The following is a 24,688-nucleotide window of genomic DNA, read 5'->3' on the forward strand; positions in this document are numbered from 1 at the left end:
CACAGCGGCCTTCTACAATGCGCACACTCACAACGACAACGAGAATGCTCCGATGCCCTTCGAGCACTACGCACCGTTTCGCGTCTCAGCCGAGGGCGCCGAGATATATGGCGTCAAGGGCGGGTCGGGGCCGCCGCTGCTTCTTCTGCACGGCGATGCGCAAACGCATGCGGTTTGGCATCGGTGCGCAACACCGCTTGCCGCGCATTTCACCGTGATCGCAACCGACCTTCGCGGCTACGGCGCATCGGCGACGCTGCGAGGCGATGCATCGCCGCACGAGAAGCGTTCGAAGCGCACGCTGGCGGCCGACCAGCTTGCGGTGATGCGCCACTTCGACTACGAGCAATTTCTCGTCTGTGCGCACGATTGCGGCGCGCATGTCGCGTATCGGATGGCGCTCGATCACGCCGCCGCCGTCGAGCGTTTGATGCTGCTCGATAGTGCGCCCGCGTGTGCAACGGACCGGCAGGCGCAGCGAGTGGTTGCCAGCCCTTTGGCGGGCGCGGCAGACGACCTCGATTTCGAACACGACCGCGCCGATATCGAACGCGGCAACCGGATCGGTTGCCCGCTGCGCGTGCTATGGGGCGCACGTGGCGTGCCGGAGTCGCACGCCGAACCGCTCGCCGGATGGCGCAAGCTCGCGCGTGACGTCAGTGGCCGCGCGCTGCCATGCGGCCCCTCGATTCCCGAGGAAGCGCCGGACGAACTGATGGCCGAAATGTTGTCGTTCTTCGAAGCGATTGATTCGTAGACGTGGACGTAGACGTGCGAGCGGCAGCGCGTGCCGTTTGTCCGCTTCGATGCTTCGCCGACGAGCGCGATCCACTGGCTGCAGCTGGCGACGCTCGGCATCGTCAATACCGGCGTGATGTACGTGCTGCTGTACGGCGCGATCCAGAGACTGCCGACTGCGATGACGGGCGCGCTTTCATTTATCTTTCCGTGGTGGCAGGCTCCGACTCGATGAAAGGTTTGAAATGCATCGGTAGATAATACGGATTCCGTAACATGAAGCCAGACCGACGGATCGAGACCGAGATCCGTAGGGAAACCCCCGATGCGTGAGTATGCATTCTGGAAGTATCATTTCGACTGACGCTGATCACGTCACAAACAAAACATTGCGCCGCTCGCCAGATTTGCCGAGCGGCTTTCTTTTTTCCGCTTCCGGTTTCCGCGTCCCATTTTCACCCTGCGCGTGCGCTCACACGCTCGCCGTCGATTTGCAGCGGACCTTTGCCGCCTGCAAGTTCCCCGACAATTTGTCGCATCAGCGCCGGCCATGCCTCGCGCGGCGCCAGTATCGCCGCAGCGGCGCGCATCGCGCTTGCGTTTTCGAGCATGTCGATCAATGCCGCGAAATTCGTTGTGCGCACATCGAGCAGCCTGAACACGAGCAGCACCTTGAGCGCGTTCTTCGCGTTGCGCGTCGGGTCCGCGCGCAACCATGTCAACCGCGAGAAGGCGCGTTCGAGCGCGGGCTCGACGTTTGAGAACGGTGCGCCATGACCGGGAATCACCGTCGCAACGTCGAGACTCGCGATCAGTTCGAGCGCGGCCTGCTGTTCCGCGAATCCGCTCTCGCCGTCGAGTTCGGGAAAGATTACGCCGAAGCCGTTTTCCCATAGCGCGTCCGCGCTGATCAGCAAGCGCTCGTCGGCGCAGAAGAGCATCAGCGAATGCGGATCGTGGCCCGGCGCGCCGAGCACCTGCCAGTCGAGTGCGCCCATTTCGATGTGCATGCCCGGTGCGAGCGAACCGTTCGCCGAAAAGCGTTCGCAGAACTGTCCCGTCGCGCGAAATGTGAGGCGTGCTTCATCCCATTGCCGCACCGTTTCGCTCTCGGTGTCGGGGATCAGCGTTTCGCAGCGCCATGTTTGCTGCAAGAGCGCGTTGCCGCCGCAATGGTCCGAATGCAGATGCGTGTTGACGATGCGATCGAGCGCGCGTGTGCCGAGCGCGTGACGCACGAGCGCAACCGTTTGCGGCGCGTGCGTCGCGTATCCGGTATCGACGAGCGTCGCGTTGCGATCGTCGATCAGCAGCACGTTGTTCGACGACAGCCAGCCGCGTTCGAACACGCGCATCGACGCGGGTAGCGTAATCATGGCGCGGCGCCTTTTTTCACGGGTCGAGACGCGGACGCCGGCGCGGGCTCGCATGGCGGATTCGGCATCACGAGTACTGTCGCGCTCGCGAGCATCACCGTTTCGCCGCGCTCGTTCACGGCGTTGCCGTCGAGTTGAACGAGGTCGCCGGCGAGGCTCGGTTTCCAGAACGCGCGGCGCACGGCCCACGTGAACGTCAGCGTGTCGTCGCTGCGCACGGCCTTCTTGAGCTTGATGTCGAACTCGAGGCCGAGCGGTTGCGCGTATTGGGAAAAGTGCGTGGCGATCAGCGCCATCAGATGCGCGGCAGGCTGCGTGCCCGACGCGATCAGCGTGCCGAAGCGGCTTTGCGCCGCATAGGCTTCGTCGTGATGCAGCGGATTCATGTCGTTGACGAGCGTCGCGAACGACTTCACCGAATCGTTGGAAAACGCGAGCGTCGTGCTGAAGCGTTCGCCGATCGTCACGACGCGCGGCAGCGAATTCATTGCGAATCCTTATCGCTCGTGCTCTGCCCCGTATCCGGCGCACTCGTGCGTTGCGACATCAGGTGCGCATGCCTCGCTTCGAGCAGATCCCAAACGGCGCGCTTCGTCGCTTCGTCGTACAGCGACCAGTTTGCGATCTCGTCGATCGTGCGCAAACACCCGTCGCACCAGCCGGTCGCATCGTCCATCCGGCAGATGTTGATGCACGGCGACGGCACCGGTACGACGTTTTCCGTTGCGGGCGCGGCCTCGGTCATACCGGTTCGCGCAGCGCGACGTCGACCACGGGCGCGCCCGTCAGCGCGACGAGTTCCTGCGGCGACAGATTGAACACCGCGTGCGGATGCCCTGCCGCAGCCCACAGGCTGTCGAGCGCGAGCAGGTCCGCATCGATCAGTGCGACCGGCGCCGTCGCATGGCCGATCGGACATACGCCGCCGATTGCGTAGCCGGTCTTCTCGCGGACGAATTTCGCGTCGGCGCGGCCGACTGCGCCGACGTGCGCGGCTACCTTGTGTTCATCGACGCGATTCGCGCCGCTCGCGACCACCAGCACGGGCGCGTCGTCCTCGCGACGGCGAAACAGGATCGACTTCGCGATTTGCGCGACCGAGCAGCCAAGCCCCGCGGCCGCTTCGGCCGACGTCTTGCCGGTCTCCGGCAGCATCACGATCTGGCCGGCGTGGCCGCGCTCGCGCAACAGCAGTGCGACGCGGCGTGCCGCGTCGGGCAGCGCGTCGAGATCGGTCGGCATGGCGGCGGTTGCGTTGCGGGACGAAGCGTCGTTGGTGTCGTTTGTCATTGTCGAATGTGTCCGTTCTTCTGCGGTGAATTCAGGCGCAGCGTGTCTGCTCGCTGCGCGCCTTGGCCAGCATCGCCTTGCCGGCGCGCGATGCGTTCTGTCGTCCGATCGACTTCGAGATAAAGTCGCCGATCTCGACGACTTGCGCGAGATCGACGCCCGTTTCGATGCCCAGGCCGTTCATCAGGTACAGCACATCCTCGGTCGCGACATTGCCGGTCGCGCCTTTCGCATACGGGCAACCGCCGAGCCCCGCGACCGACGCATGAAAAATGGCAATACCTTCCTGCAGCGCGGCGTAGATATTCGCGAGCGCCTGGCCGTAGGTATCGTGGAAGTGGCCCGATAGCCGTTCGCGCGGAAACACCTCGGTAACGGCGGCGAATACCTCCTGGGTGCGCCTCGGCGTGCCGACGCCGATCGTGTCGGCAATGTCGATCTCATCGCAGCCAAGCGCGGCAAACCGTTCGACGACGTCGACCACCGATGCGACCGGCACTTCGCCCTGATACGGGCAGCCAAGCGAACACGACACGCTGCCGCGCAGGCGCAGGCCTTTTTCCTTGGCCGCATGTGCGACCGGCGCGAAACGCTCGATGCTTTCGGCAATGCTGCAGTTGATGTTCTTCTGCGAAAACGCTTCGCTCGCCGCGCCGAAAATCACGATCTCGTCGGCGCCTGCGGCAAGCGCGGCTTCGAAGCCGCGCAGATTCGGCGTCAACACCGAATAGATCGTGCCCGCGCGGCGCTCGATGCCGGCCATCACGTCGGCCGCATCGGCCATCTGCGGCACCCATTTCGGCGACACGAACGACGTGGTCTCCACATTCGGAAATCCGGCGGCCGAGAGCCGGTTGACGAGTTCGATCTTGATCGCGGTCGGCACCTGCTCCTTCTCGTTCTGCAGCCCGTCGCGCGGACCGACTTCGACGATCTTCACCGTTTGCGGGATTGCCATGTCGTTTCTCCTGCCGCCTCGCGCGGCGTCACTGCCAGTCAGATAAGCTCGCTTCGATCATGCGCCGTCGCGCGTCAGTAGCCGCGCGCCATATCGACGATACCGCTGATCGTCTCCCCGCGCGTCAACGCGACGATCTTCTGCGCAATCTGCGCGACGCTTTGCGCGCGCAGCGTGAGTGCCGAACTATGCGGCGTAATCGTGATGCGCGGCTCGCGCCAGAACGGGTGCCCGGCCGGCAGCGGTTCGTCGCGGAATACGTCGAGCGTGGCCGCGGCGATCCGGCCGCTCGCCAGCGCGTCGAGCAGGTCGCGCTCGACGAGATGCGCGCCGCGCGCGACGTTGATCAGGTACGCGCCTTCCGCGAGCTTCGCGAAGGTTGCGGCGTTCAGCACGTCGTGCGTATCGGGCGTATGCGGCAACAGATTGACGAGCACCTTGACGCCATCGAGGAACGCGTCGAACTGTGCGGGTCCTGCGTAAGTCTCGATGCCTTCGATGTGCCGCGCGCTGCGGCTATAGCCGCGCACCGGCAGCCCGAACGACGCGACAGCGTTGGCGACATGAGCACCGAGCACACCGAGCCCGAGCACGCCGACCGTGAACGACTCGCGCGGATGCGGCTCGAGCACATGCCAGCGATGTTCGCTCTGTAGCCGCGCGTATTCGTCGAATCGCCGCAGGTAGCGCAGCACCGCGTGGATGACGTATTCGGCCATCTGCTGCGCCATGCCCGTATCTTCGAGCCGCACGAGCGGCACACCGGGCGGCAAGGTGCCCGGCTGTTCGCGCTCGATCGCGAGAATCGCATCGACGCCGGCGCCGAGATTGAAGACCGCACGCAAGCCGTTGCGTCCCGCGAGCATCTCGTGCGGCGGGCGCCAGACGACGGCGACATCGGCCGGCGCGGTGTCGCCGGGCTTCCATTCGCGCACGTCGGCTTCAGGCAGCGCGCGCCGCAGATCGGCGAGCCACGCGTCGGTATCCGATGCCGGAGTATAGAAAAGGATTTTCATGCAGGACGCTCGCTGCGGCTGACCCGGTCTTTTATTGGGAGAGTGTCTATTCTACTTTTTCGAGCTGCGGCGCGTCGCGCGTGCGATCGCCGCGGCAATGCGATCGTCTGGTGCGGCGCCGGCGATCATCGAGCCATATGCAAAGCACGAAAAATTGGTTCGTGACGCACGCACGTGCGCATCACAATCAATTTCCGGCTTCGGACAGCGAGGAAGAACCATGTCTTCATGCAAAACATCGTCGTGGCCGCCGCGCCTCGTGACCGTGCCAGGCCTGCACGGCAGTGAGGGCGCCCACTGGCAGACATGGCTCGAGCGGCAATTTGCGCGTTCGATGCGCGTCGAGCAGGCCGACTGGGATGCGCCGAACCTCGAGCAATGGGCCCAATCGGTCGACGACCTCCTCGCGTGCCAGCGTGGCCCGTTCATACTGGCCGCGCACAGCTTCGGTTGCCTTGCGGCTGCGCATGCCTTACAGCAACGTGCGCAGCGCGCGAGGCCCGTAGACGTTGTGGGCGTGCTGTTCGTTGCGCCCGCGAGCCCGCGCAAATTCGGGTTCGCCGGTGCGTTCGAAGCGACACGCCTTGCCGTGCCTTCGATTCTGGTCGGCAGCGAGACGGACCCGTGGATGCCGCTCGCGGAGGCCCGCGAACTCTCGCAACGTTTGGGCAGTGCGTTCGTCAATCTCGGCCATGCGGGCCATATCAATGCGGCCGCAGGATTCGGCCCGTGGCCGCGCGCGAAGTATTTCGTCGATACGCTTGCGCACTGTGCGGCGCCGCTAAGGCTCGGCGAAGACGCCGCCTGGCGGCTGCAGCCGGAGTCGCCGGCTGCAGCCTGGTGATTGGGCTGTGCTCCTCGGCCTCAGTTCTGCTTCATATGACCGTCGCAGCCGTGCTCGCACTCGCTCGCGGCGCGCGGCATCTGTTGCGCGGCCTCGGCGTGCATGCCCAGGCGCGCGAGCAGTTTGCGATCGGCTTGCGCTTGCGGGTTGCTCGTCGTAAGCAGCTGGTCGCCGTAGAAAATCGAATTTGCGCCAGCGAAGAAGCACATCGCCTGCAACGCGTCGTCCATCTGCTCGCGGCCGGCGGAAAGCCGCACCATCGCGCGCGGCATCGTGATTCGCGCAATCGCGATCGTGCGCACGAACTCGAACGGATCGAGCGCTTCGGTGCCGGTCAGCGGCGTGCCTTCGACCTGCACGAGATTGTTGATCGGCACCGACTCCGGATACGGATCCATGTTCGCGAGTTGCGCGATCAGCCCCGCGCGCTCGCGCCGCGATTCGCCGAGACCGACGATGCCGCCGCAGCACACGTTGATGCCCGCGTCGCGCACGCGCTCGAGCGTATCGATGCGGTCCTGATACGTGCGCGTCGAGATGATCTGCCCGTAGAACTCCGGCGACGTGTCGAGATTGTGGTTGTAGTAATCGAGGCCCGCGTCGGCGAGGTCTTGCGCCTGATGCGGCTCGAGCATGCCGAGCGTCACGCAGGTTTCGAGGCCCATCGCCTTGACGCCGCGGATCATTTCCTTGATCGGTTCGAGGTGGCGGTCTTTCGGATTGCGCCAGGCGGCGCCCATGCAGAAGCGCGATGCGCCGTTTTCCTTCGCGGCGCGCGCGGCGGCGAGCACGCTGTCGATTTCCATCAGCTTGTCGGCCTTCACGCCGGTGTCGTAGTGCACGGACTGCGGACAGTACGCGCAATCTTCCTCGCAGCCACCCGTTTTGATCGACAGCAGCGTCGACAATTGCACGGCGTTCGGGTCGAAGTGCTCGCGGTGCACTTGCTGTGCGCGAAACAGCAGGTCGTTGAGCGGCAGTTCGTACAGCGCGACTACGTCGGCCACCCGCCAGCGCGCGCGCGCGGCGGTGGTCGATGCGGCCGCGCCGGTGGCCTGTTGCGCGTCGGCGTGGAGCGTGCGGGAAGTGACTTCAGTCATCGGTTCAATCCTTATCGATCAATTCAATTCGAAAATTCCGGCGCTGCCGAAAATTCTAGCGCTGCGCCTTGCGCAGCGTCTGCAACAGTCCTGCGATGTCGAGATGGCCGGCCGCGATCTCGGGCGAGGCCGGTTGCAGATGCGGCACCACGCCGACGAGCGGCGCGCCGTACTGGCGCGCGAGGCGCGTGCGCAACGCATCGATGTTCTCCTGCGGGAAGCGCATGGCCGGGTCCACCCGGTTCGCGACCCAGCCGGCGAGCCGCAGCCCGCGCGCCGCGATCGCCTCGGCCGTCAGCAGCGCATGGCTGATGCAGCCAAGCCGCATGCCGACCACAAGCAGCACCGGCAGATCGAGCGTTTTCGCGAGATCGGCGGTGTCGTGTGCATCGTCGAGCGGCACGCGAAAACCGCCGACGCCTTCCACCACGACGATATCCGCCGCACGCAACGCCTGCGTGTGGCAATCGACGATCCGTGCGACGTCGAGCGACACCTGTTCGAGCGCCGCGGCGATATGCGGCGCGGCCGGCTCCCTGAGCAGATACGGCGTGCGGATGGCGGGCGGCAGCGGCGCATTGGCCGCGGCGTCGAGCTGGTCCGCATCTTCGTTGCGCCAGATGCCGTCCTGTTCGTAGGCGCCCGCGGCAATCGGCTTCATGGCGGCCGCGCGCAAGCCTGCGCGCGCGAAGCCGCGCAACAGCGCAGCCGATACCAGCGTCTTGCCGATTTCCGTGTCTGTGCCGGTGACGAACAGCGACAGGGCCGACGATGGCGTGCCGCTCATGTGCGTTCTCCCGGCAGCACGCTGAGCGCGGCCTCGAGCCGGTCGAGGTCCGCGTGCGAATGCGCGGCCGACAGCGAAATGCGCAGCCGCGACGTGCCTTCCGGCACCGTCGGCGGACGGATGGCCGGCACCCAGAGACCGGCGCGATCGAGCGACGCGGCGATGTCGAGCGTCGCCTCGTTCGCGCCGATGATGAGCGGCTGCACGGCGGTATCGGAATCGACGGGCAGCCACGGCGTCGCTTTCAGCATCGCGCGCGTGCGCTCGATCAGCGTATGCAGATGCGCGCGCCGCGCATTGCCCTCGTCGCCGGCGATGATCTCGAGGCTCGCCGAAACCGCATGTGCGGCGGCCGGCACCGAAGCGGTCGTGAAGATATAGGGGCGCGCACGCTGCACGAGCCATTCGATCACCGTTTCGTGCGCGACGACGAACGCGCCGGACACGCCGGCCGCCTTGCCGAGCGTGCCGATCGAAACGAGGTTCGGCGAGCGCAGCGCGGCATGCGCGAGCGCGCCGCGCCCTTGCGGGCCGAGCACGCCGAAGCCGTGCGCGTCGTCGACGACGAGCCACGCGCCGTGCCGCTGCGCAAGCTCGACGAGGCGCGCGAGCGGCGCGAGGTCGCCGTCCATGCTGAAGATCGTATCGGTGACGATCATCTTGACCGGCGCATCGGACGCCTCGAGCATCGCGGACAGCGCGTCGGCATCGGCATGCGGATAGACCTGTACCTCGGCGCGCGACAGACGCGCGCCGTCGATCAGCGACGCGTGATTGAGCGCATCCGAAAACAGCATCGTGCCGCGGCCCGCGAGCGCGGTCAGCGTGGCGAGGTTCGCCATATAGCCGGTGCTGAAATAGAGCGCGCGCGGCGCATCCGAAAAGCCGCCGGCAAATTCGGCGAGTTCGTCTTCGAGCCGCGCGTGCGCGCGCGAATGGCCGCCGAGCAGATGCGAGCCGCCGCTGCCCGCGCCGTAGCGCCGCGCGCCTTCGATCAGCGCGGCGACGAGCAGCGGATGCGCGGCAAGCCCCAGATAGTCGTTGCTCGCGAAGCCGATCACGTCGCGGCCGTCGACCGTCATATGCGCGGAGCACGGACTGTCGGCCACGCGCCGGCGGCGGCGCAGACCCTGCGCGTCGAGTTCGGCGAGCCCGCGTTCGAGCCTGTCGAGCAACGGCATCAACGGCCCTCCGCGAGAGTCGCGTCGAACGTTTCGAGCGTGCGGGCGGCGAGCCATTCGATGTCGGCGCCGTCGAGCACGTATGGCGGCATCAGATATACGGTCGTGCCGATCGGACGCAGCAGCATCTCGCGTTGCAGCGCGTGTTCGAAGAAACGGCGCGAGAAGGTTCTGGCGAACTGCGGGTTGTCGACGGCGGCGTCGAACGCGAAGATCGTCCCGCATTGGCGCAGGTTGCGCGCATGCGGATGCTGCGCGAGCGGTTCGAGCGCCGCGCGCATCTGCGCCGCTTTCGCCGCGTTCGCGGCGAGCACGCCGTCGCTGTCGAACAGGTCGAGCGTGGCGAGCGCCGCGCGGCACGCGAGCGGATTGCCCGTGTACGAATGCGAGTGCAGGAAGCCGCGCGTCGTCTCGTCGTCGTAGAACGACGCGAAGATTTCGTCGCGCGTGAGCACGATCGACAACGGCAGGTAGCCGCCGCTGATGCCCTTCGACAGGCACATGAAATCGGGCCACACGCCGGCCTGTTCGCTCGCGAAGAACGTGCCGGTGCGTCCGCAGCCTACGGCGATTTCGTCGGCGATCAGATGGATGCCGTAGCGGTCGCACAGCGCGCGCAGGCCGGCGATATACGACGGGTCGTGCATCGCCATGCCGGCCGCGCATTGCACGAGCGGCTCGACGATCAGCGCGGCGATATTGCAGCCGCGCGCTTCGAACAGCATGCGCACGTTATCGAGCGCGCGACGCGCGACGTCGGCCGCGGTTTCGCCATCGCGCGCATGGCGCGCGTCGGGCGACGCGACCACGTGCGCATGGCGGATCAGCGGGTCGTAGGCGTCCTTGAAGAGCGCGACGTCGGTTACGCCCAGGGCGCCGATCGTTTCGCCGTGGTAGCCGTTCGCGACGCAGACGAACTCGCGCTTGTAGTCGTAGCCGCGGTTGCGCCACGCGTGAAAGCTCATCTTCAGCGCGATTTCGACGGCCGATGCGCCGTCCGATGCGAAAAACGCATGGCCCAACGTGTGCTGCGTGAGTGCGGCGAGCCGCTCGGCCAGTTCGACCGCGGGCTCGTGCGTGCAGCCGGCGAGCATCGCATGCTCGAGCGTGTCCAGCTGGTCCTTCAGCGCCGCGTTGATGCGCGGGTTCGCGTGACCGAACAGATTGACCCACCACGAGCTGATCGCGTCGAGGTAGCGTTGGCCGGCGCGGTCGTAGAGCCACGGACCCTGGCCACGCGCGATCGGCAGCAGCGGCAGCTGCTCGTGATGCTTCATCTGCGTACACGGATGCCAGACAGCGCGCAAACTGCGCGCGACCCAGTCGTCGGGCTGGGCCGAGGCCGGTGCCGACGCTGCGGCCGGCGGCTTGATCGCCGGGGCGATCGGCAGGTCGACTGGCGCGTTGATCTGCGGGTCGATCTGCGGGTTGATCTGCGGGTTGATCTGATCAGTTCCTTGCGTATCCAAAAACCACTCCGGGCAAAACGCGTGCGGACCGCGCAAAACGCGCGGACCTGGCACGATCGTGCGTTTGCAAACAGGGCACAAACAGGGCACAAACAGGGCACAAACAGGGCAAATCGTGACGGCGGGGCGTCGCCGGAAAACACGGCGAGCGCAGAGAGGTTGAAGAGATTAACGCGATATCGAACGTAATGCACCACCGAAATTATCCTGCGGGGGCTTGCATAACGCTTGATTCGTAACGCTTTTTCGATGTTCGGCGCAGCACGGTGCCGTTCGCTTGAGAAAGGCGCAAATCGCTGCAATTGACGACGGCAGATTGAACGCCCCCTACGGCGAGACATGTGGCGCGATGGGCCTGCGGAAAGCGAGGCCGCGGAAATGCGGAAAACGCGACGCACTCGCCGCCAGGGCGCAGGAAAACGCGCGAGCGCAACTGCCGTGCGCCTCGTCAGGCGCGCAGTCCAGCCCGGTTTACGGGTTGGGGAATGATTGAAGTCTGCCGCGTTGCGACGATTCAGCCGATCAATTGCGGCTTGCGAGCGCCGGCTTGCTGTCGGCCTTCTGCTTCGAAGCGTCGCTGTTGCTGGCGCCGCCACTGTCGGCCGTTTGCGTGTCGGCCTGCGTCTGCTTCCAGACCACCGTATCGTTGACCGCGTACAGCCGGCACGGGTCGCTGCTCTGCTTCTGGCAATTCGAAATCGCGACCGCCATCGGATCGTCGCCGCCCTCGGCCCACGACCATGCGCCCGTTTCCGACACGGCGAATGCGCGGCTCGGATACTGATGCAGGAAGTTGCGATAGCCGTTGCGGCCCGCGTCGTCGACGAACGGTACGGCGTTGACCGAATCGATCGATGCGAAGTCCGTCGCTTTCGGTTGTGACGGCTCGGACACCTGGTATTGAACGCGCGTCGGCATGCCGGCGCGCGCGAGGAAGCGCTCGACCGACGGCCACCAGATATGCACGCCGTCCCGATCGCCGACGAGGCGATGCGCGTCGTTCTTGTACATGCCGAAGTCGACCATCTTCGCGCTGGCGCCGTGCGCTTCGAACGCCGCGTACATCTGCCCGACCAGCTCCGGCGACCAGATCGAATCGTTATCGCCGTACAGCCACAGCGAAGGCACACGCACCTTTTCGCCGTAGGTGCCGAATGCGCGCGTCAGGTTGCCTTGCCAGTCGATGCACGCGTCCTGCCGCAGGCCGCCCGAGAAGTTGATGAGGCCGCGCACGCCCGGCGCGGCGTCGACGCCGTACGCGATCGTCGCGAGACCGCCATGCGACGTGCCTGCGATCACGATGTGTTTCGCGTCGACGTAGGGTTCCTTCGACATGAAGTCGACCGTCGAGGCGACGTCCGCCGCCTGGCTGATGCCGTTGCGTTCGACGTCGCAGCCGTCCTGCACGTACGTGCCGCCCGACTGTGCGAAACCTTGCCGGTTCGGCGCGACGACGACATAACCGCGCCGCACGAACTCGCGCGCGAACGAAACGGGATCGCTGCGCGCCTGCGTGCGCGGGTCGCCGTGGATCTTGCCGTGATTGAAAACGACGAGCGGGAACGGGCCCGGGCCATCGGGCTTGTAGATCGTCGTTTGCAGGGTGATCTTGCCGTCCGGGCCGGCTGGAATGCCGATGATCTGTTCGTTCAGGTGGACGGTGGGCAGATAGTGGTCGTCATCGAGCGCGATGCGCGGCACGGTGGCGTTCGCAAGCGGTCCGCCGTCGACATCCACGGATGTGCCTGCCTGTGCAACCGTGGCGGCCAGTGCCACGAGGCACGCCGCAACCATCACACACCCCGTTTGGAGTTTTCTCAACATCATCCGCTGTACCTGCTTCGAAATAACGCCTGAATACTTGCCCGGTTCGGGTTATTCGTCTGAATTGCCGCATGTTGCGCTGCAAAAAAGACAAAACAGCCCACCCGCGTGCGGAACTTGCATTCGCACGCCAGAGAAAATCGCACCGAGTGAATCGCACACCAAAGTCGACGCCACCCCACGCGCCGATGAAGAGCATCACGCGATACTCCGGAAGCATGCCGCTGCAACTCGCTTTCGCGGCATGTCTGAAGTTCCTGCGGGGCCGGTTGGGCCGCACCTCCGCGACGGATGCTCAAGACTATGGCTCGATCCTGGCACGACAATTTCCCTTTGTGCAATTCAGTAGAAACCCCTGCCGTACAAATTGCCGTTGCGGGATGTGGGAAATCAGCGTGTGAGCCGCGTCGTTGCTGGCGCTGGTAAATGTTGCGAGCTGTTTTTTGTCGCGGACAACCAACGATTTCGTGTCAATAAAAATCAACGCTTTTTAGGGGCGATATCGGAACGGCGGTTGCGAATTTTCAGTGACACGAAACAGATCTGACATAAAGAACGATCGCGGCGCCCGACCGCAGTGATCATGGCCGACGGATCGGAGTCGGGTAAACGCGGGTGTGGATGTCTGCGTAACCGGTTTCAACGCGGTGGTTTCAAAGCGCCGGTTGCAACGCGGCGGTTTCAAAGCGCCGGTCTGAAACACCGCGGTTCGCACCCTCGCGCTTTGCACGACGCGTCAGCGGTCGCTTACGTCGCCGTCGACGTAGCGCCAGCGGCCATCGTCGCCGCGCAGAAAGCGGCTCGACTCATGCAGCCGATGCGCCCGTCCGCCGGTTTTGTATCGTGCGACGAATTCGACTTCGGCATGCGTGTCGTCGATCGGCGTAAAGCGTTTGATCTGCAAACCAAGCCAGCGCGGCGAATCGGGCGCGCCGCGATCGACGTCGAGATCGGCGGGGCACGTGTGAGGCGCCCACGTCGCGCGCAGGTAACCGGTATCGCCAAGCACGTACGCGCTATAGCGCGAGCGCATCAGTTCGAGCGCGCGTGGCGCGGGCGCGCCGCCGTCGATATAGCGGCCGCAGCAGTCGGAAAAGCGTGGCGCTTGCGCGGATGCGTTGCCGCGCTTGTGTTTCTGCGCGGGTTGCGCGGCTGCCTCGGGCACCGCGCCGCCGCATGGACATGCCTCGGGTCGCTGCGTGGCGGCAGCATGCGGCTTTTCAGCGTTCGGATCGGCGTGCGTTGTCATCGTGTCAGCTCAGCCCTCGTGCGATGAGAATCTTCTGGATATCGCTTGTGCCTTCGTAGATCTGGCATACGCGCACATCGCGATAGATGCGTTCGACCGGAAAGTCGCTCAGATACCCGTAACCGCCATGAATTTGCAGCGCGGCCGAGCAGATCCGCTCCGCCGCTTCGGATGCAAAGAGCTTTGCCATCGCGGCTTCCGTGAGGCACGGTTGACCCGCGTCCTTCAACGATGCCGCGTGCCAGACCAGTTGCCGCGCCGCTTCGAGTTGCGTCGCCATGTCGGCGAGCCGGAACTGCACGGCCTGGTGGTCGAACAGCGGCCGGCCGAAGCTCTCGCGCTCCTTCGCGTACGCGAGCGCCGCTTCGAGCGCCGCGCGCGCCATGCCGACGCTTTGCGCGGCGATGCCGATGCGGCCGCCTTCCAGCCCCGACAGCGCAATGCGGTACCCCTCGCCCACGCCGCCGATCAGGTTTTCCGCCGGCACACGGCACTGTTCGAACACGATCTGCGCAGTATCGGACGAATGCTGACCGAGCTTGTCCTCGACGCGCGCGACGATATAGCCCGGCGTAGCGGTCGGCACGATAAACGCGCTGATGCCGCGCTTGCCGGCCTCGCGGTCGGTGACGGCCATCACGATCGCGACGTCGCCGTTTTTGCCGCTCGTGATGAATTGCTTGACGCCGTTCAGCAGGTACGCGCTGCCGCCTTCGACCGCTTGCGCCGTGGTGCGCAACGCGGATGCGTCGGAGCCGGCCTGCGGTTCCGTCAGGCAGAATGCGCCGAGCATCTCGCCGCGCGCGAGCGGCGTGAGCCAGTCGCGCTTCTGCGTATCGTTGCCATAGGTGAGAAGAATGCTGCACACGGGGCAGTTGTTGACCGAAATGGCCGTCGACGTGCCGCCGTCGCCTGCGGCAATTTCTTCGAGAATCAGCGCGAGCGCCAGCGCGTCGAGCCCGGCGCCGCCGTACGCTTCCGGCACGAGCACGCCATACGCGCCGAGCGCGGCAAGCTGCCGGTGCACGTCGGCCGGAAACGTGCGGTCGCGATCCCATTGCGCGGCATGCGGTATCACTTCGTCGCGCACGAATTCGCGCACCGCGTCGCGGATCATCGTGTGATCCTGATCAAGCACCATGAATGGGTTCCTCCGGTTTGGGGTCTGCTCGTGCGTCCGTTCGTGTGTCCGGCTATGCGCCAATCGATCGAAAATATCACCAGTCGAGCGCCGTGCCGTCGTATTGCCGGAACCGGCCATGAAAAGACGCCTGTGCGCCGGCCGCCTGCACGAGAACTTCGCGCATGGCGGCAACGCCATGTTCGACGGCGAGCGGTGCGCGCGGCCCGCCCATCTCGGTGCGCACCCAGCCCGGGTGCAGTGCGATGCAGGTTGCCGCACGCGTTTGCAGCGACGCGATCTTCAGCACGTCGTTGACGTCGACCGAAAACACCTCGGCGCCGAGCCCGGCGAGCGCGCCGAGCGATGCTTCGTCGCGTGCGGTTGCGAGCACACGCCAGCCCGACTGCCGATACTGCCGCGCGAATTCCCAGCCGATGCCGCGCGACGCACCGACGATCAACACGGTCTTCATCCGATACGGTCTCCGTCGAGGTTCGCGCGGCGGGGCGCCGTCAGACGAGTTCGATCCCCATCGCCGTCGCTTCGCCGCCGCCGATGCACAGGCTCGCCACGCCGCGCCTGAGCCCGCGATGCCGCAACGCGCCGAGCAGCGTGACGAGAATGCGCGCGCCCGAAGCGCCGATCGGATGACCGAGCGCGCAGGCGCCGCCGTTCACGTTGACCTTCTCGTGCGGCAAGCCGTGCTCCTTCATGGCCGCCATCGTGACGACCGCGAACGCTTCGTTGATCTCGTAGAGGTCGACGTCATTCGCGCGCCAGCCGTTTCGGTCGAACAGTTTGCGCAGCGCGCCGATCGGTGCGGTGGTGAACTTTGCCGGTTCCTGCGCGAAGGTCGTATGGCCGACCACGCGCGCAAGCGGTTTGACGCCGAGGCGCCCGGCGCTCGAGGCGCGCATCATCACGAGCGCCGCGGCGCCGTCCGAAATCGACGACGAGTTCGCCGCCGTGACCGTGCCGCTCTTGCTGAATGCGGGTTTCAACGTCGGGATCTTGTCGAGGTTGGCCTTGAAAGGCTGCTCGTCGCGCTCGACCCGCGTCTCGCCCTTACGCGTGGTCACCTTGACCGGTGCGATTTCCCACGCAAACGAACCGTCTTCGTTCGCGCGTTTGGCGCGCGTCAGCGATTCGATCGCGAATGCGTCCTGCGCTTCGCGCGTGAAATCGAACGACGCCGCGCATTCCTCGGCAAACGTGCCCATCAGACGGCCTTTGTCGTACGCATCTTCGAGGCCGTCGAGGAACATATGGTCGAGCACCTGGCCGTGGCCCATGCGCATGCCGGCGCGCGCCTTAGGCAGCAGATACGGCGCGTTCGTCATGCTCTCCATGCCGCCCGCGACGATGACTTCCGCCGAGCCCGCGGCCAGCATGTCGTGCGCAAACATCGCCGCGCGCATGCCGGAGCCGCACATCTTGTTGACGGTCGTGCTGCCGGTCGAAAGCGGCAGGCCCGCGCCGAGCGCGGCCTGACGCGCCGGCGCCTGGCCCTGGCCCGCGGGCAGCACGCAGCCCATCACGGCTTCGTCGATCTGCCCGGGTTGGAGACCCGCGCGTTGCACCGCGGCCTCGATGGCGGCCGCGCCGAGCTGCGGCGCGCTCAGCGCCGCGAAGTCGCCCTGGAACGCGGCGATCGGCGTGCGTGCAGCCGCGACGATGACAATGGGATCGTTCGTGTCACTCATGTTTGAGCTCCTTGATCACGCCCTGGACGACAGCGGGGATGTCGCCGAGCCTCGCGGCGTCGGCGGCGACGACATCGTTTTCGGCTTCATGCGCGTGGTTTGCCGAGACGGCCGCGACGCATTGCGCGTAGGTCGCGTCGAGTGCCTCGGCGTGGTCGATCGTCATGCCGAGGTCGCGCACGCGGCCGTCATGCACACCGTATGCCCAGCCGTGAATGGTGAGTTCCTGGCCGCGCGCCCATGCATCGGTGACGCTGGTCGTGCGGCACACGTTGACGACCTGCTCGATCGCGTTCAGCTCGACGAGGCGCCGATGCCGCGCTTCGCCGATCGGCCATTGATCGAGCAGGCCGGCGTGCTTCGCGCGCACGTCCTGCACGTGATGCAGCCAGTTGTCGGCGAGGCCGACGCGGCGGCCGAGCAGCGCCGCGCCGACGCCCGAGCAGCCGTAATGGCCGACCACGAGGATATGTTTGACCTTGAGCAGGTCGACCGCGAACTGGATCACCGACAGGCAGTTCAGATCGCTATGCACGACGACGTTCGCGATGTTTCTGTGCACGAACACCTCGCCCGGCGGCAAGCCGATGATCTGATTCGCCGGCACGCGGGAGTCCGAACAGCCGATCCACAGGTATTCGGGCGTCTGCTGATGGACGAGACGCGAGAAGTAGTCGGGGTCTTCGGCGAGCTTGCGCTTCGCCCACGCGTCGTTGTTGTCGAACAGATGAGCGAGCGGGTGTGCAGCAGGGGTAGCGTTCGTATTCATGATCGGTCAAAGCCGTGGTAAAGGGTGTGATGCGTGGTGTGATGGGCGGTGTGACGGGCTGTATGAGGCGGGTTTCGCCAGCGCGCGTCAAGCGGCTCGTGCGGCCCGCGCCGTCGCATCCGTCGCGGAAATTTCGGTCGCAAAACCGGCCGCGAACCGTTCGGGATAGCGGTTGCAAAAGCGCAGGCCGCGTTCGTAGGGATAAAAGTCGGGCAGTTCGCCTTTGAGAATGTGATCCTTATGCCGCTGCCATAACGCAGGGTCGAAAAAGTCCGCGTGATGCCGGATAAACGATTGGCGCACGCGCGGGTCGCCGAGCAAAAAAGTACCGTAGGTCTCCGGAAAGATATCGTGCGGGCCGACCGTATACCACGGCTCGTCCGACATTTCGTCTTCTTCGTTACGCGGTGCGGGCACCGCGCGCACATTGCAGTCGGTCAGATATTCGATTTCGTCGTAGTCGTAGAACACGACGCGGCCGTGACGCGTCACGCCGAAGTTCTTGTACAGCATGTCGCCGGGGAAGATGTTGGCCTGCATCAGTTCCTTCACCGCGTCGCCGTACTCCTTGATCGCGTGATCGATGTCGTCGTCGGTGCCGCTTTGCAGGAACAGGTTCAGCGGCACCATGCGCCGCTCGATGTACAGATGCTCGATCACGAGATTGTCGCCTTCGTATTCGAGCAGCGACGGCACTTCCTTTTGCAGTTCGCGCAGCAGCGCGTCGTCGATGCGCGACAGCGGCAGCGCGACGCTCGAATACTCGAGCGTGTCGGCCATGCGGCCGAGCCGGTCGTGACGTTTGACGAGCTGATACTTCTGCTGGATCTGCGCGCGCGTCGTGTCTTTCGGCGGCGGAAAGTGGTCCTTGATCAGCTTGAATACATACGGAAACGACGGCAGCGTGAACACGAGCATCACGAGGCCCTTGATGCCGGGCGCAATCGTGAACAGGTCGCTCGAATGCGACAGGTGGTGCAGCAGGTCGCGATAGAACAGATTCTTGCCCTGCTTCTGCAGGCCGACCGACGTGTAGATCTCCGCTTTCGGCTTGCCCGGCATCACCGTGCCGAGAAACTCGACGAATGCGGACGGCACTTCCATGTCGACGAGAAAATACGAATGCGAGAAGCTGAAGATGATCAGCAACTGTTCGCGTTTGAGCAGCACCGTATCGAGCGCGAGCACGCCGGGCCGGACATGGTGAACCGGAATCGCGAACGGCACGAGCAGGTCGCCGTTGATGATGCGGCCGACGATATACGCCGCCTTGTTCCGGTAGAACAGCGACGACAGCACGTGAATCTGGAAGTTTGGCGCTTCGACGAACGTGCCGAACGTATCGTGAATCGACTGCAGCACGCAGCCGACGTCGCGCTCCAGGTCTTCGAACGGCGGATCGAGCTGAAAATTCGTGACGATACGCTCGAGCGTCTGCGCAAAGCCGTCCTTGCCCGGGTAATACGCGCGGTAGGTGGGCTTGGCCGCGGGCTCGTCGTTTTCGATGTACTCGGTCGAGATCGCGGGGCGCACGAATATGAAGTCGTTGTTGAAATACGAGCGGTGCAGAATCTTGCAGCAGACGGAATTGAAGAACGTCTCCGCGCATTCGGGCTGACGGTGCGCGGTCAGCAGACCGATGTAGTGCAGTTTGATCTGTTGCCAGATTTCGTTGTCGATGCTTTCCGCGTCGTATTCGTCTTCGAGCAGTTCGACGCATTCCTTTACGCGCTCGTCGTATGACGTAATGCGCTCGCGCGCGAGGCGCTGGATGGCGTGCCAGTCTGCCGCCTCGAACAGCGTTTTCGCGTGGATCGCCGCATCGCGGAAAATCCGGTAATGCCGGTCGAAACCCTCGAGCATCGTCTTCGCGACGTCGAAGCCGATTTGCGAGGACAACAGTTTAGGGAAGTGATTCATGTCGACCGTGCATTCGTTCAATGTCGTGAAGACAGCTGCAATTGTAACGTTCGGACGGGGCCAAGGGCTTCTGTTCTTGCGGATCGCGTGCGCTCATGTGCGCTCACCTGCGTTCGGTTGCGTACACGTCGCGTTCGAGCAGCGCACGCGCCTGTGCTTCATATTGCGCGAGGTCTTCGAGCGTCGCGTCCAGATCTTCGCGCTGCCGCTCGAGCACCGCTCGATGCCGGGCGAGCGTGGCGAGAAATGCCTGCAATTGCGCGGACGTATCGGTCGGCGAGTCATACAGATCGAGCAGGTCGCGAATTTCGGAGAGCGTGAAGCCAAGGCGCTTGCCGCGCAAGGTCAGCTTGAGACGCGTGCGGTCGCGCGCCGAATAAACGCGGCGTAAGCCGCTCGATCCTTCGCGGCTCGGCGAGAGTAAACCCTGGTCTTCGTAGAAGCGGATCGCGCGCGGTGTGACGTCGAATTCGCGCGCGAGCTCGGTGATCGTGTATTGCACGCTCATTTGTTCTGATTCCGGTGTGGCGGGCGGCTTGCCATGGCTGACGCGGTTGCGGCCGAAGCCGCGGACCGTGTGCATGCCCGTTTGGGCACCCATTTGCGAGCCTGTTTGCGCGCCCATTTGCGCGCCCATTGCGCGCCCGGCACGATGCCGGCCTCGACGATAAAATCGACGTTTACGTTATCGTCAACCTGCGCAAAGCGCAACGGAGCCGGTGCCCGGCGCCGGCGCGATGTTGCTCCAACCCCGCAATGGAAAGCCTGCCACGATGAATGAACTCGAACACCAGCTCGACTACCCTTTCGCCGACACGCTTCCCGAAGCAGGAGCCGCGCATGAAGTCGCCCCGGGCGTCTACTGGGTGCGCATGCCATTGCCTTTTGCGCTCAACCACATCAACTTGTGGCTGCTGCGCGATGAGCTCGAGGGGCAGCAGGGGTGGACGATAGTCGATTGCGGCATTGCGTCCGATACGATCAGGGAGAACTGGGAGCGCGTGTTCGATACGGTGCTCGGTGGTTTGCCGGTGCTGCGTGTGATCGTTACGCATTGTCACCCCGATCACCTCGGCCTCGCGAACTGGCTATGCGAGGGCGGTGACCGTCGACGCTGGCAGGTGCGGCTGTGGATGTCGCTCGGCGAATACATGTACGGTCGCGTGATGGCGGCCGGAGAAGGGTCGAACGCGGGCGGCGAACGCGCGGCGCGACACTTCGGGCGGCACGGGCTCGTGGACCCCGAGTTGCTCGACCAGCTGCGTAATCGTAAAAGCTATTACACGAGCCTTGTCCCGGCAACGCCGAGTCATTACCGGCGTATGCGCGAAGGCGACGAGATTGCGATCGGCGGCCGCGCGTGGCGGGTCGTGACCGGTTTCGGCCATTCCCCCGAGCACTGCGCGCTGCATAGCGAAGAGGCGGGGCTGCTGATTTCCGGCGACATGGTGTTGCCGCGCATTTCGACGAACGTGTCGGTGTTCGATATCGAACCGGAAGGCAACCCACTTGCCCTGTACCTCGAGGCGTTGACGCGCTACGAGCCGATGGCAGCCGATACGCTCGTGCTGCCGTCACACGGCAAGCCGTTTCGCGGCTTGCGTACGCGCATTGCGCAATTGCGCGATCACCATGCGGCGCGCCTTGCCGAAGTGCGCGCGGCGTGCGCCGAGCGACCGCATAGCGCGGCGGATATCGTGCCGCTGATGTTCCGCCGCGCACTCGACTTGCATCAGCTGACGTTTGCGATGGGCGAGGCGCTCGCGCATCTGCATTTGCTGTGGCATGCAGGCGAACTGCGCCGCGTCAGCGGCGAAGACGGCGTGATCCGCTTTCTCGCATGAGTCGGTGAAACCGCACCGCGTCGGCTGCTGTAGCGAGCGCTTTCGGAATCGCGCTACGACATGCGTTCCGATTTCCGATCGATCGCTAGTGCCCCGCCAACGTAAGTGCCGCGCCTGACGCTCATTCGGCCGCCGCGGCACTGCGCTCACGGCTCGTGGCGCAAATACCCGACCTTCGACGGGTCGCGCATTGTGAAAGAGACGAGAAGCCCGATCGCGCACATTGCCGTGACGTACCAGTAGAAGGTTGTTTCGCTACCGGCCTGCTTGAGCCACAGCGCGACATACTCGGCGGAGCCGCCGAAGATCGCATTGGCGACCGCATACGAAAGCCCCACGCCGAGCGCGCGCACTTCAGGCGGAAACATCTCCGCCTTGATCAGACCGCTGATCGACGTGTAGAAGCTCACGATCGCGAGCGCCACGACTACGAATACGAATGCCATATACGGGCTCGTCACATCCTTGAGCGCATGCAGCAGCGGCACCGTGCCGATCGTCGCGAAGAAGCCGAACAGGACCATCGACTGGCGGCGGCCGATGCGGTCCGACAGCGCGCCGAACAGCGGCTGCATCAGCATGAAGACGAAGAGCGCCGCGGTCATCACATTGCTTGCGGTCTTCGCATGCATGCCCGCGGTATTCACGAGGTATTTCTGCATATAGGTCGTGAACGTGTAGAAGATCAGCGAGCCGCCTGCCGTGAAACCGACTACCGTCAAAAAAGCGCGCTTGTGCTTCCACATGCCGGCGAGCGTGCCCGCGTCGCTGCGCTGACGGCTCGCCGCCGTCGACGTTTCGTCGAGCGACTTGCGCAGATACAGCGCGACAAGCGCGGCGAGAGCGCCGACCACGAACGGCACGCGCCAGCCCCATGCCTTGAGCTCGTCGGTGGTCAGCGTCTGTTGCAGGATCACGAGCACGAGCAGCGCGCACAGCTGGCCGCCGATCAGCGTCACGTACTGGAACGAGGCGAAAAAGCCGCGACGGCCCTGCAGGGCGACTTCACTCATGTACGTCGCGCTCGTGCCGTATTCGCCGCCCACCGAGAGCCCCTGGAACAGGCGCGCCACGAGCAGCAGCGCCGGCGCAAGCACGCCGATCTGCGCATACGGCGGCAGCACGGCAATGACGAGCGAGCCGCCGCACATCATGAACACCGACACCATCATCGCAAAGCGCCGGCCGCGCTTGTCGGCCAGGCGCCCGAAGAACCAGCCGCCGATCGGACGCATCAGGAAGCCCGCGGCGAACACGCCCGCGGTGTTGAGCAGCTGGGTGGTCGTATCGCCCTTCGGAAAGAACGCGGGCGCGAAATACAGCGCGCAGAACGAGTAGACGTAGAAGTCGAACCATTCGACGAGATTGCCCGACGAGGCGCCGACGATGGCCATCACACGACGGCGTGTATCGCGAGCAGTGATTTCGTTTGGAATATTGAGATTGGTCATTTGTCAGTGTTCTCCTTCATGTTCCCCTGCGTATTCTGATAGGCATGAATTGTTTTTAAGACACTCTGATGGTGACTTGATTTGGCATTCTAAATGATTCGACGAAGTAGTTCGAAAAATATCTTCGCTTTCCGAAGCGACGGCCGGACACGGTGCGATGGTGCGAGCAGAACGCGGGCATGCGGACACAAAATGCATAGTCACGTCCGGTCCGGTTCGAGCGGAACGCAAAATAAAACGACGCGTTCGACGTGGTGCTTAGCGCCACGATCTATCCATATTCCGACAACGGAGACTCCGATGAGAACCGATGAAACGCAACACGACAATGCTTCGTCGACGTATCAAGCCGTCGCGCAGAATGCGGGCCAGCATGGGCTGGCGGTCGCGCAGCCGTCGCAAGTCGCGGACCGCTCGAACGCGGGCAGCACCGCACCGCCGCATGCTGCCCAGAATGTCGGGCCGAAGAATGCTGCCAAGCCAAATCCGCTTGGCCAATACAGCGCTTACGCAAAATACGCGAGCACCATCGTCCGGCAGATATTGTTCAGCGACAGCCGGTTCAACAATTCGAAGCTCGTGATGGACTCGATGCTCAAGCCGTTGCAGAACAAAAACGGCTTTGTGCCGCCGAACATGCGGCTGGGCACGCTTGGCTTGACGCGACTCAATTCGGCGACCGCGAATTTCTCGAAAGCATTCGGCTACGTCACGAGCGCCCTCGATAAGCGAAAGGCCGGAAAGGATGCGAACGACGACATCGTCAGCGCGACCGCGCTGATCGGCGAGGGTCTGACCGAGACATTCGCTGGCCTCGGCGCGGACGTCGGCAATTATCTGGTCAAGCAATGGCAAACGCAGTTGGGCGCAACGAGCAGCACGATCGGTTCGCTCGCGGCGCCGCCGTCGCCGGCACAAAGCGAGTCGCTTTCCGAAGCGGGAACGGGAACGCCGATACCGGCAAGCTCGATCGAGTCCGAAACCGATGCCGCACTGGCTCATCTTCCACCGATGTCGCCGGAGCAGCACGACGCGTTGATGGCGCAAAGCGCGAACGCGTACAAGGACAAGCTCGATGCGCAGCTCGCCTCGATGCACGAGCGCGAGCTTCAGGGCATCGTTGCGCAGCTCGAAGAGACGCCGCAGGCGAATCAGCCCGCGCGGCTCGCGGAGTTGGCCGGCGAGGCGCAGCGAAGGATCGAAACGGCCACTCAGCTGGCCGCAGCGGCGAAGCAGGATGTCTCCGCAAGGAAGGCTCAATCGTTAGGCGACTTCATCGAACTGGAGTCGCAGATGAAGGACGTTCGCGACCAGTTGAAGTTCGGCAAGTACACCGATCCGAGCGTCGCTGGTCTGACCCGCGAAGAGGCGGCAAAAAGTCTCGGCGCGAAGCTGCTCGGCTACCGGCGTCTCGAAGAGGAAACCGCACAACGCTTCGAAATGCTGACCGAGGATGCTTCACCGAACCTCGAGCAGATGGTGCGGCAGATCGACACGGCGAAAAGCATTGGAAGTCTCGAAGGTCTATCGGAAGAGGAACGGTGGGCCAAGCTCGACAAGCTGAAAACGGCGTATCGCGAGCGCTTCATGGCGTACCAGAGTGCGATATCGAAGCCGACCGCCGATTTGCCCGAATGGCTGAAGATCTCGCCTGCGTTGAAGGCACAGCTCGGGCCTGCGGTGCTCAACACGGCATTCGCCGCCGCCGATTTCGGCGCGAGGATCGACGACTACATCAAGAAGGTCGCGGCTGGCTCCGCGTCGGAGGCGGACCGATGGAAGCTGGCCGGCAGCACGGTCGGGCTGGTCGGCGGCATGGCGTCGTTCATTCCGGTCGTCGGGCCGATTGTCTCGATCGCACTCGCGCTGGCGGGCATCGGCATCAGCAATACCGCGGACGGTCTCGCCGATGCGGCCGCGCGCGAAAAGGCGAACGCGCTGCGTGACGAAGCCGTTCGGGCCTATCGGAAGAAGCATCCCGGCACGGAGAACTACGTTTATGAATCGGATGTGGGTGCGGGAGCGTAGCAGGTCGTGATGCGGGTA

The 24,688-nt window shown here is 64.5% G+C and carries 23 protein-coding genes and 1 pseudogene; 5 read left to right on the top strand and 19 right to left on the bottom strand.

The window, feature by feature from the left end; all coding sequences use genetic code 11:
* The first annotated feature begins 52 nt into the window (after window positions 1-52).
* The gene (locus BTO02_RS01920) at window positions 53-757 is read left to right on the top strand and encodes an alpha/beta fold hydrolase (protein WP_075158526.1); all 705 of its coding nucleotides are present in this window, start codon (window positions 53-55) and stop codon (window positions 755-757) included.
* Between the two features lie 33 nt (window positions 758-790).
* Window positions 791-949 (top strand): annotated as a pseudogene (locus BTO02_RS01925) (EamA family transporter); the annotation flags it as partial.
* 244 nt (window positions 950-1,193) lie between these two features.
* Here BTO02_RS01925 and BTO02_RS01930 read toward each other — a convergent pair.
* The 6 genes from BTO02_RS01930 to BTO02_RS01955 all read right to left on the bottom strand — a co-directional run bounded on the left by BTO02_RS01930 (window position 1,194) and on the right by BTO02_RS01955 (window position 5,378).
* Window positions 1,194-2,114 carry an MBL fold metallo-hydrolase gene (locus tag BTO02_RS01930; RefSeq protein WP_075155582.1) on the bottom strand — a complete coding sequence of 307 codons (921 nt, stop codon included), beginning with the start codon at window positions 2,112-2,114 and terminating at the stop codon, window positions 1,194-1,196.
* Window positions 2,111-2,602, bottom strand: coding sequence for a MaoC family dehydratase (locus tag BTO02_RS01935; RefSeq protein WP_075155583.1), 492 nt, complete (start codon window positions 2,600-2,602; stop codon window positions 2,111-2,113). The genes BTO02_RS01930 and BTO02_RS01935 overlap by 4 nt, the downstream gene beginning before the upstream one ends.
* Window positions 2,599-2,859, bottom strand: a complete 261-nt coding sequence (locus BTO02_RS01940; protein WP_075155584.1) for a DUF1289 domain-containing protein — start codon at window positions 2,857-2,859, stop codon at window positions 2,599-2,601. The genes BTO02_RS01935 and BTO02_RS01940 overlap by 4 nt, the downstream gene beginning before the upstream one ends.
* On the bottom strand, window positions 2,856-3,404 hold the full coding sequence (locus BTO02_RS01945; RefSeq protein ID WP_075155585.1) for a YbaK/EbsC family protein: 549 nt from the start codon (window positions 3,402-3,404) through the stop codon (window positions 2,856-2,858). Before BTO02_RS01945 ends, BTO02_RS01940 begins: the two co-directional genes overlap by 4 nt.
* Window positions 3,405-3,435: 31 nt before the next feature.
* A complete protein-coding gene (locus BTO02_RS01950) occupies window positions 3,436-4,362 on the bottom strand; it encodes a hydroxymethylglutaryl-CoA lyase (RefSeq protein WP_075155586.1) in 927 nt (308 codons plus the stop codon).
* Window positions 4,363-4,436: 74 nt separating this feature from the next.
* A complete protein-coding gene (locus BTO02_RS01955) occupies window positions 4,437-5,378 on the bottom strand; it encodes a 2-hydroxyacid dehydrogenase (protein ID WP_075155587.1) in 942 nt (313 codons plus the stop codon).
* A gap of 220 nt (window positions 5,379-5,598) precedes the next feature.
* Between BTO02_RS01955 and BTO02_RS01960 the strand changes: the two genes are divergently transcribed.
* Window positions 5,599-6,222 carry an RBBP9/YdeN family alpha/beta hydrolase gene (locus tag BTO02_RS01960; RefSeq protein WP_075155588.1) on the top strand — a complete coding sequence of 208 codons (624 nt, stop codon included), beginning with the start codon at window positions 5,599-5,601 and terminating at the stop codon, window positions 6,220-6,222.
* Window positions 6,223-6,242: 20 nt separating this feature from the next.
* On the opposite strand, the gene bioB is transcribed toward BTO02_RS01960, so the two are convergent.
* The 12 genes from bioB to BTO02_RS02025 all read right to left on the bottom strand — a co-directional run bounded on the left by bioB (window position 6,243) and on the right by BTO02_RS02025 (window position 19,855).
* The gene (gene bioB / locus BTO02_RS01965) at window positions 6,243-7,322 is read right to left on the bottom strand and encodes a biotin synthase BioB (protein WP_075155589.1); all 1,080 of its coding nucleotides are present in this window, start codon (window positions 7,320-7,322) and stop codon (window positions 6,243-6,245) included.
* Window positions 7,323-7,377: 55 nt separating this feature from the next.
* Window positions 7,378-8,109 (bottom strand): dethiobiotin synthase, encoded by a 732-nt coding sequence (gene bioD / locus BTO02_RS01970; RefSeq protein ID WP_075155590.1) that lies wholly within the window; start codon window positions 8,107-8,109, stop codon window positions 7,378-7,380.
* Complete coding sequence (gene bioF / locus BTO02_RS01975; RefSeq protein WP_075155591.1) at window positions 8,106-9,290, bottom strand: 8-amino-7-oxononanoate synthase; 1,185 nt, start codon at window positions 9,288-9,290, stop codon at window positions 8,106-8,108. The genes bioD and bioF overlap by 4 nt, the downstream gene beginning before the upstream one ends.
* On the bottom strand, window positions 9,290-10,663 hold the full coding sequence (gene bioA / locus BTO02_RS01980) for an adenosylmethionine--8-amino-7-oxononanoate transaminase (RefSeq protein ID WP_075158527.1): 1,374 nt from the start codon (window positions 10,661-10,663) through the stop codon (window positions 9,290-9,292). The genes bioF and bioA overlap by 1 nt, the downstream gene beginning before the upstream one ends.
* 618 nt (window positions 10,664-11,281) lie before the next feature.
* Window positions 11,282-12,586 carry a dienelactone hydrolase family protein gene (locus tag BTO02_RS01990; RefSeq protein ID WP_075155593.1) on the bottom strand — a complete coding sequence of 435 codons (1,305 nt, stop codon included), beginning with the start codon at window positions 12,584-12,586 and terminating at the stop codon, window positions 11,282-11,284.
* 733 nt (window positions 12,587-13,319) lie between these two features.
* Window positions 13,320-13,832, bottom strand: coding sequence for a YchJ family protein (locus tag BTO02_RS01995; protein WP_075155594.1), 513 nt, complete (start codon window positions 13,830-13,832; stop codon window positions 13,320-13,322).
* 4 nt (window positions 13,833-13,836) lie between these two features.
* The gene (locus BTO02_RS02000; protein ID WP_075155595.1) at window positions 13,837-14,973 is read right to left on the bottom strand and encodes an acyl-CoA dehydrogenase family protein; all 1,137 of its coding nucleotides are present in this window, start codon (window positions 14,971-14,973) and stop codon (window positions 13,837-13,839) included.
* A 76-nt stretch (window positions 14,974-15,049) separates the two neighbouring features.
* Window positions 15,050-15,427: an SDR family NAD(P)-dependent oxidoreductase gene (locus BTO02_RS02005; protein ID WP_075155596.1), complete on the bottom strand. Its 378-nt coding sequence runs from the start codon at window positions 15,425-15,427 to the stop codon at window positions 15,050-15,052.
* Window positions 15,428-15,467: 40 nt separating this feature from the next.
* A complete protein-coding gene (locus BTO02_RS02010) occupies window positions 15,468-16,658 on the bottom strand; it encodes an acetyl-CoA C-acetyltransferase (protein ID WP_075155597.1) in 1,191 nt (396 codons plus the stop codon).
* Complete coding sequence (can, locus tag BTO02_RS02015; protein ID WP_075155598.1) at window positions 16,651-17,427, bottom strand: carbonate dehydratase; 777 nt, start codon at window positions 17,425-17,427, stop codon at window positions 16,651-16,653. Before can ends, BTO02_RS02010 begins: the two co-directional genes overlap by 8 nt.
* Before the next feature lie 87 nt (window positions 17,428-17,514).
* Window positions 17,515-19,347 (bottom strand): bifunctional isocitrate dehydrogenase kinase/phosphatase, encoded by a 1,833-nt coding sequence (aceK, locus tag BTO02_RS02020; RefSeq protein WP_075158528.1) that lies wholly within the window; start codon window positions 19,345-19,347, stop codon window positions 17,515-17,517.
* Between the two features lie 103 nt (window positions 19,348-19,450).
* The gene (locus tag BTO02_RS02025; protein WP_075158529.1) at window positions 19,451-19,855 is read right to left on the bottom strand and encodes a MerR family transcriptional regulator; all 405 of its coding nucleotides are present in this window, start codon (window positions 19,853-19,855) and stop codon (window positions 19,451-19,453) included.
* Window positions 19,856-20,120: 265 nt separating this feature from the next.
* Here BTO02_RS02025 and BTO02_RS02030 point away from each other — a divergent pair, with 265 nt between their 5' ends.
* Entirely contained in the window at window positions 20,121-21,191 is a 1,071-nt protein-coding gene (locus BTO02_RS02030) for an MBL fold metallo-hydrolase (protein ID WP_075158530.1), read from the top strand.
* Window positions 21,192-21,337: 146 nt separating this feature from the next.
* On the opposite strand, the gene BTO02_RS02035 is transcribed toward BTO02_RS02030, so the two are convergent.
* Window positions 21,338-22,642: an MFS family transporter gene (locus BTO02_RS02035; RefSeq protein ID WP_075155599.1), complete on the bottom strand. Its 1,305-nt coding sequence runs from the start codon at window positions 22,640-22,642 to the stop codon at window positions 21,338-21,340.
* A 300-nt stretch (window positions 22,643-22,942) separates the two neighbouring features.
* Here BTO02_RS02035 and BTO02_RS02040 point away from each other — a divergent pair, with 300 nt between their 5' ends.
* Window positions 22,943-24,670, top strand: a complete 1,728-nt coding sequence (locus BTO02_RS02040) for a hypothetical protein (protein WP_075155600.1) — start codon at window positions 22,943-22,945, stop codon at window positions 24,668-24,670.
* The last annotated feature ends 18 nt before the right edge of the window (window positions 24,671-24,688 follow it).

Origin of the sequence: Paraburkholderia sp. SOS3, assembly GCF_001922345.1 — a bacterium.
Classification (GTDB): Bacteria; Pseudomonadota; Gammaproteobacteria; order Burkholderiales; family Burkholderiaceae; genus Paraburkholderia.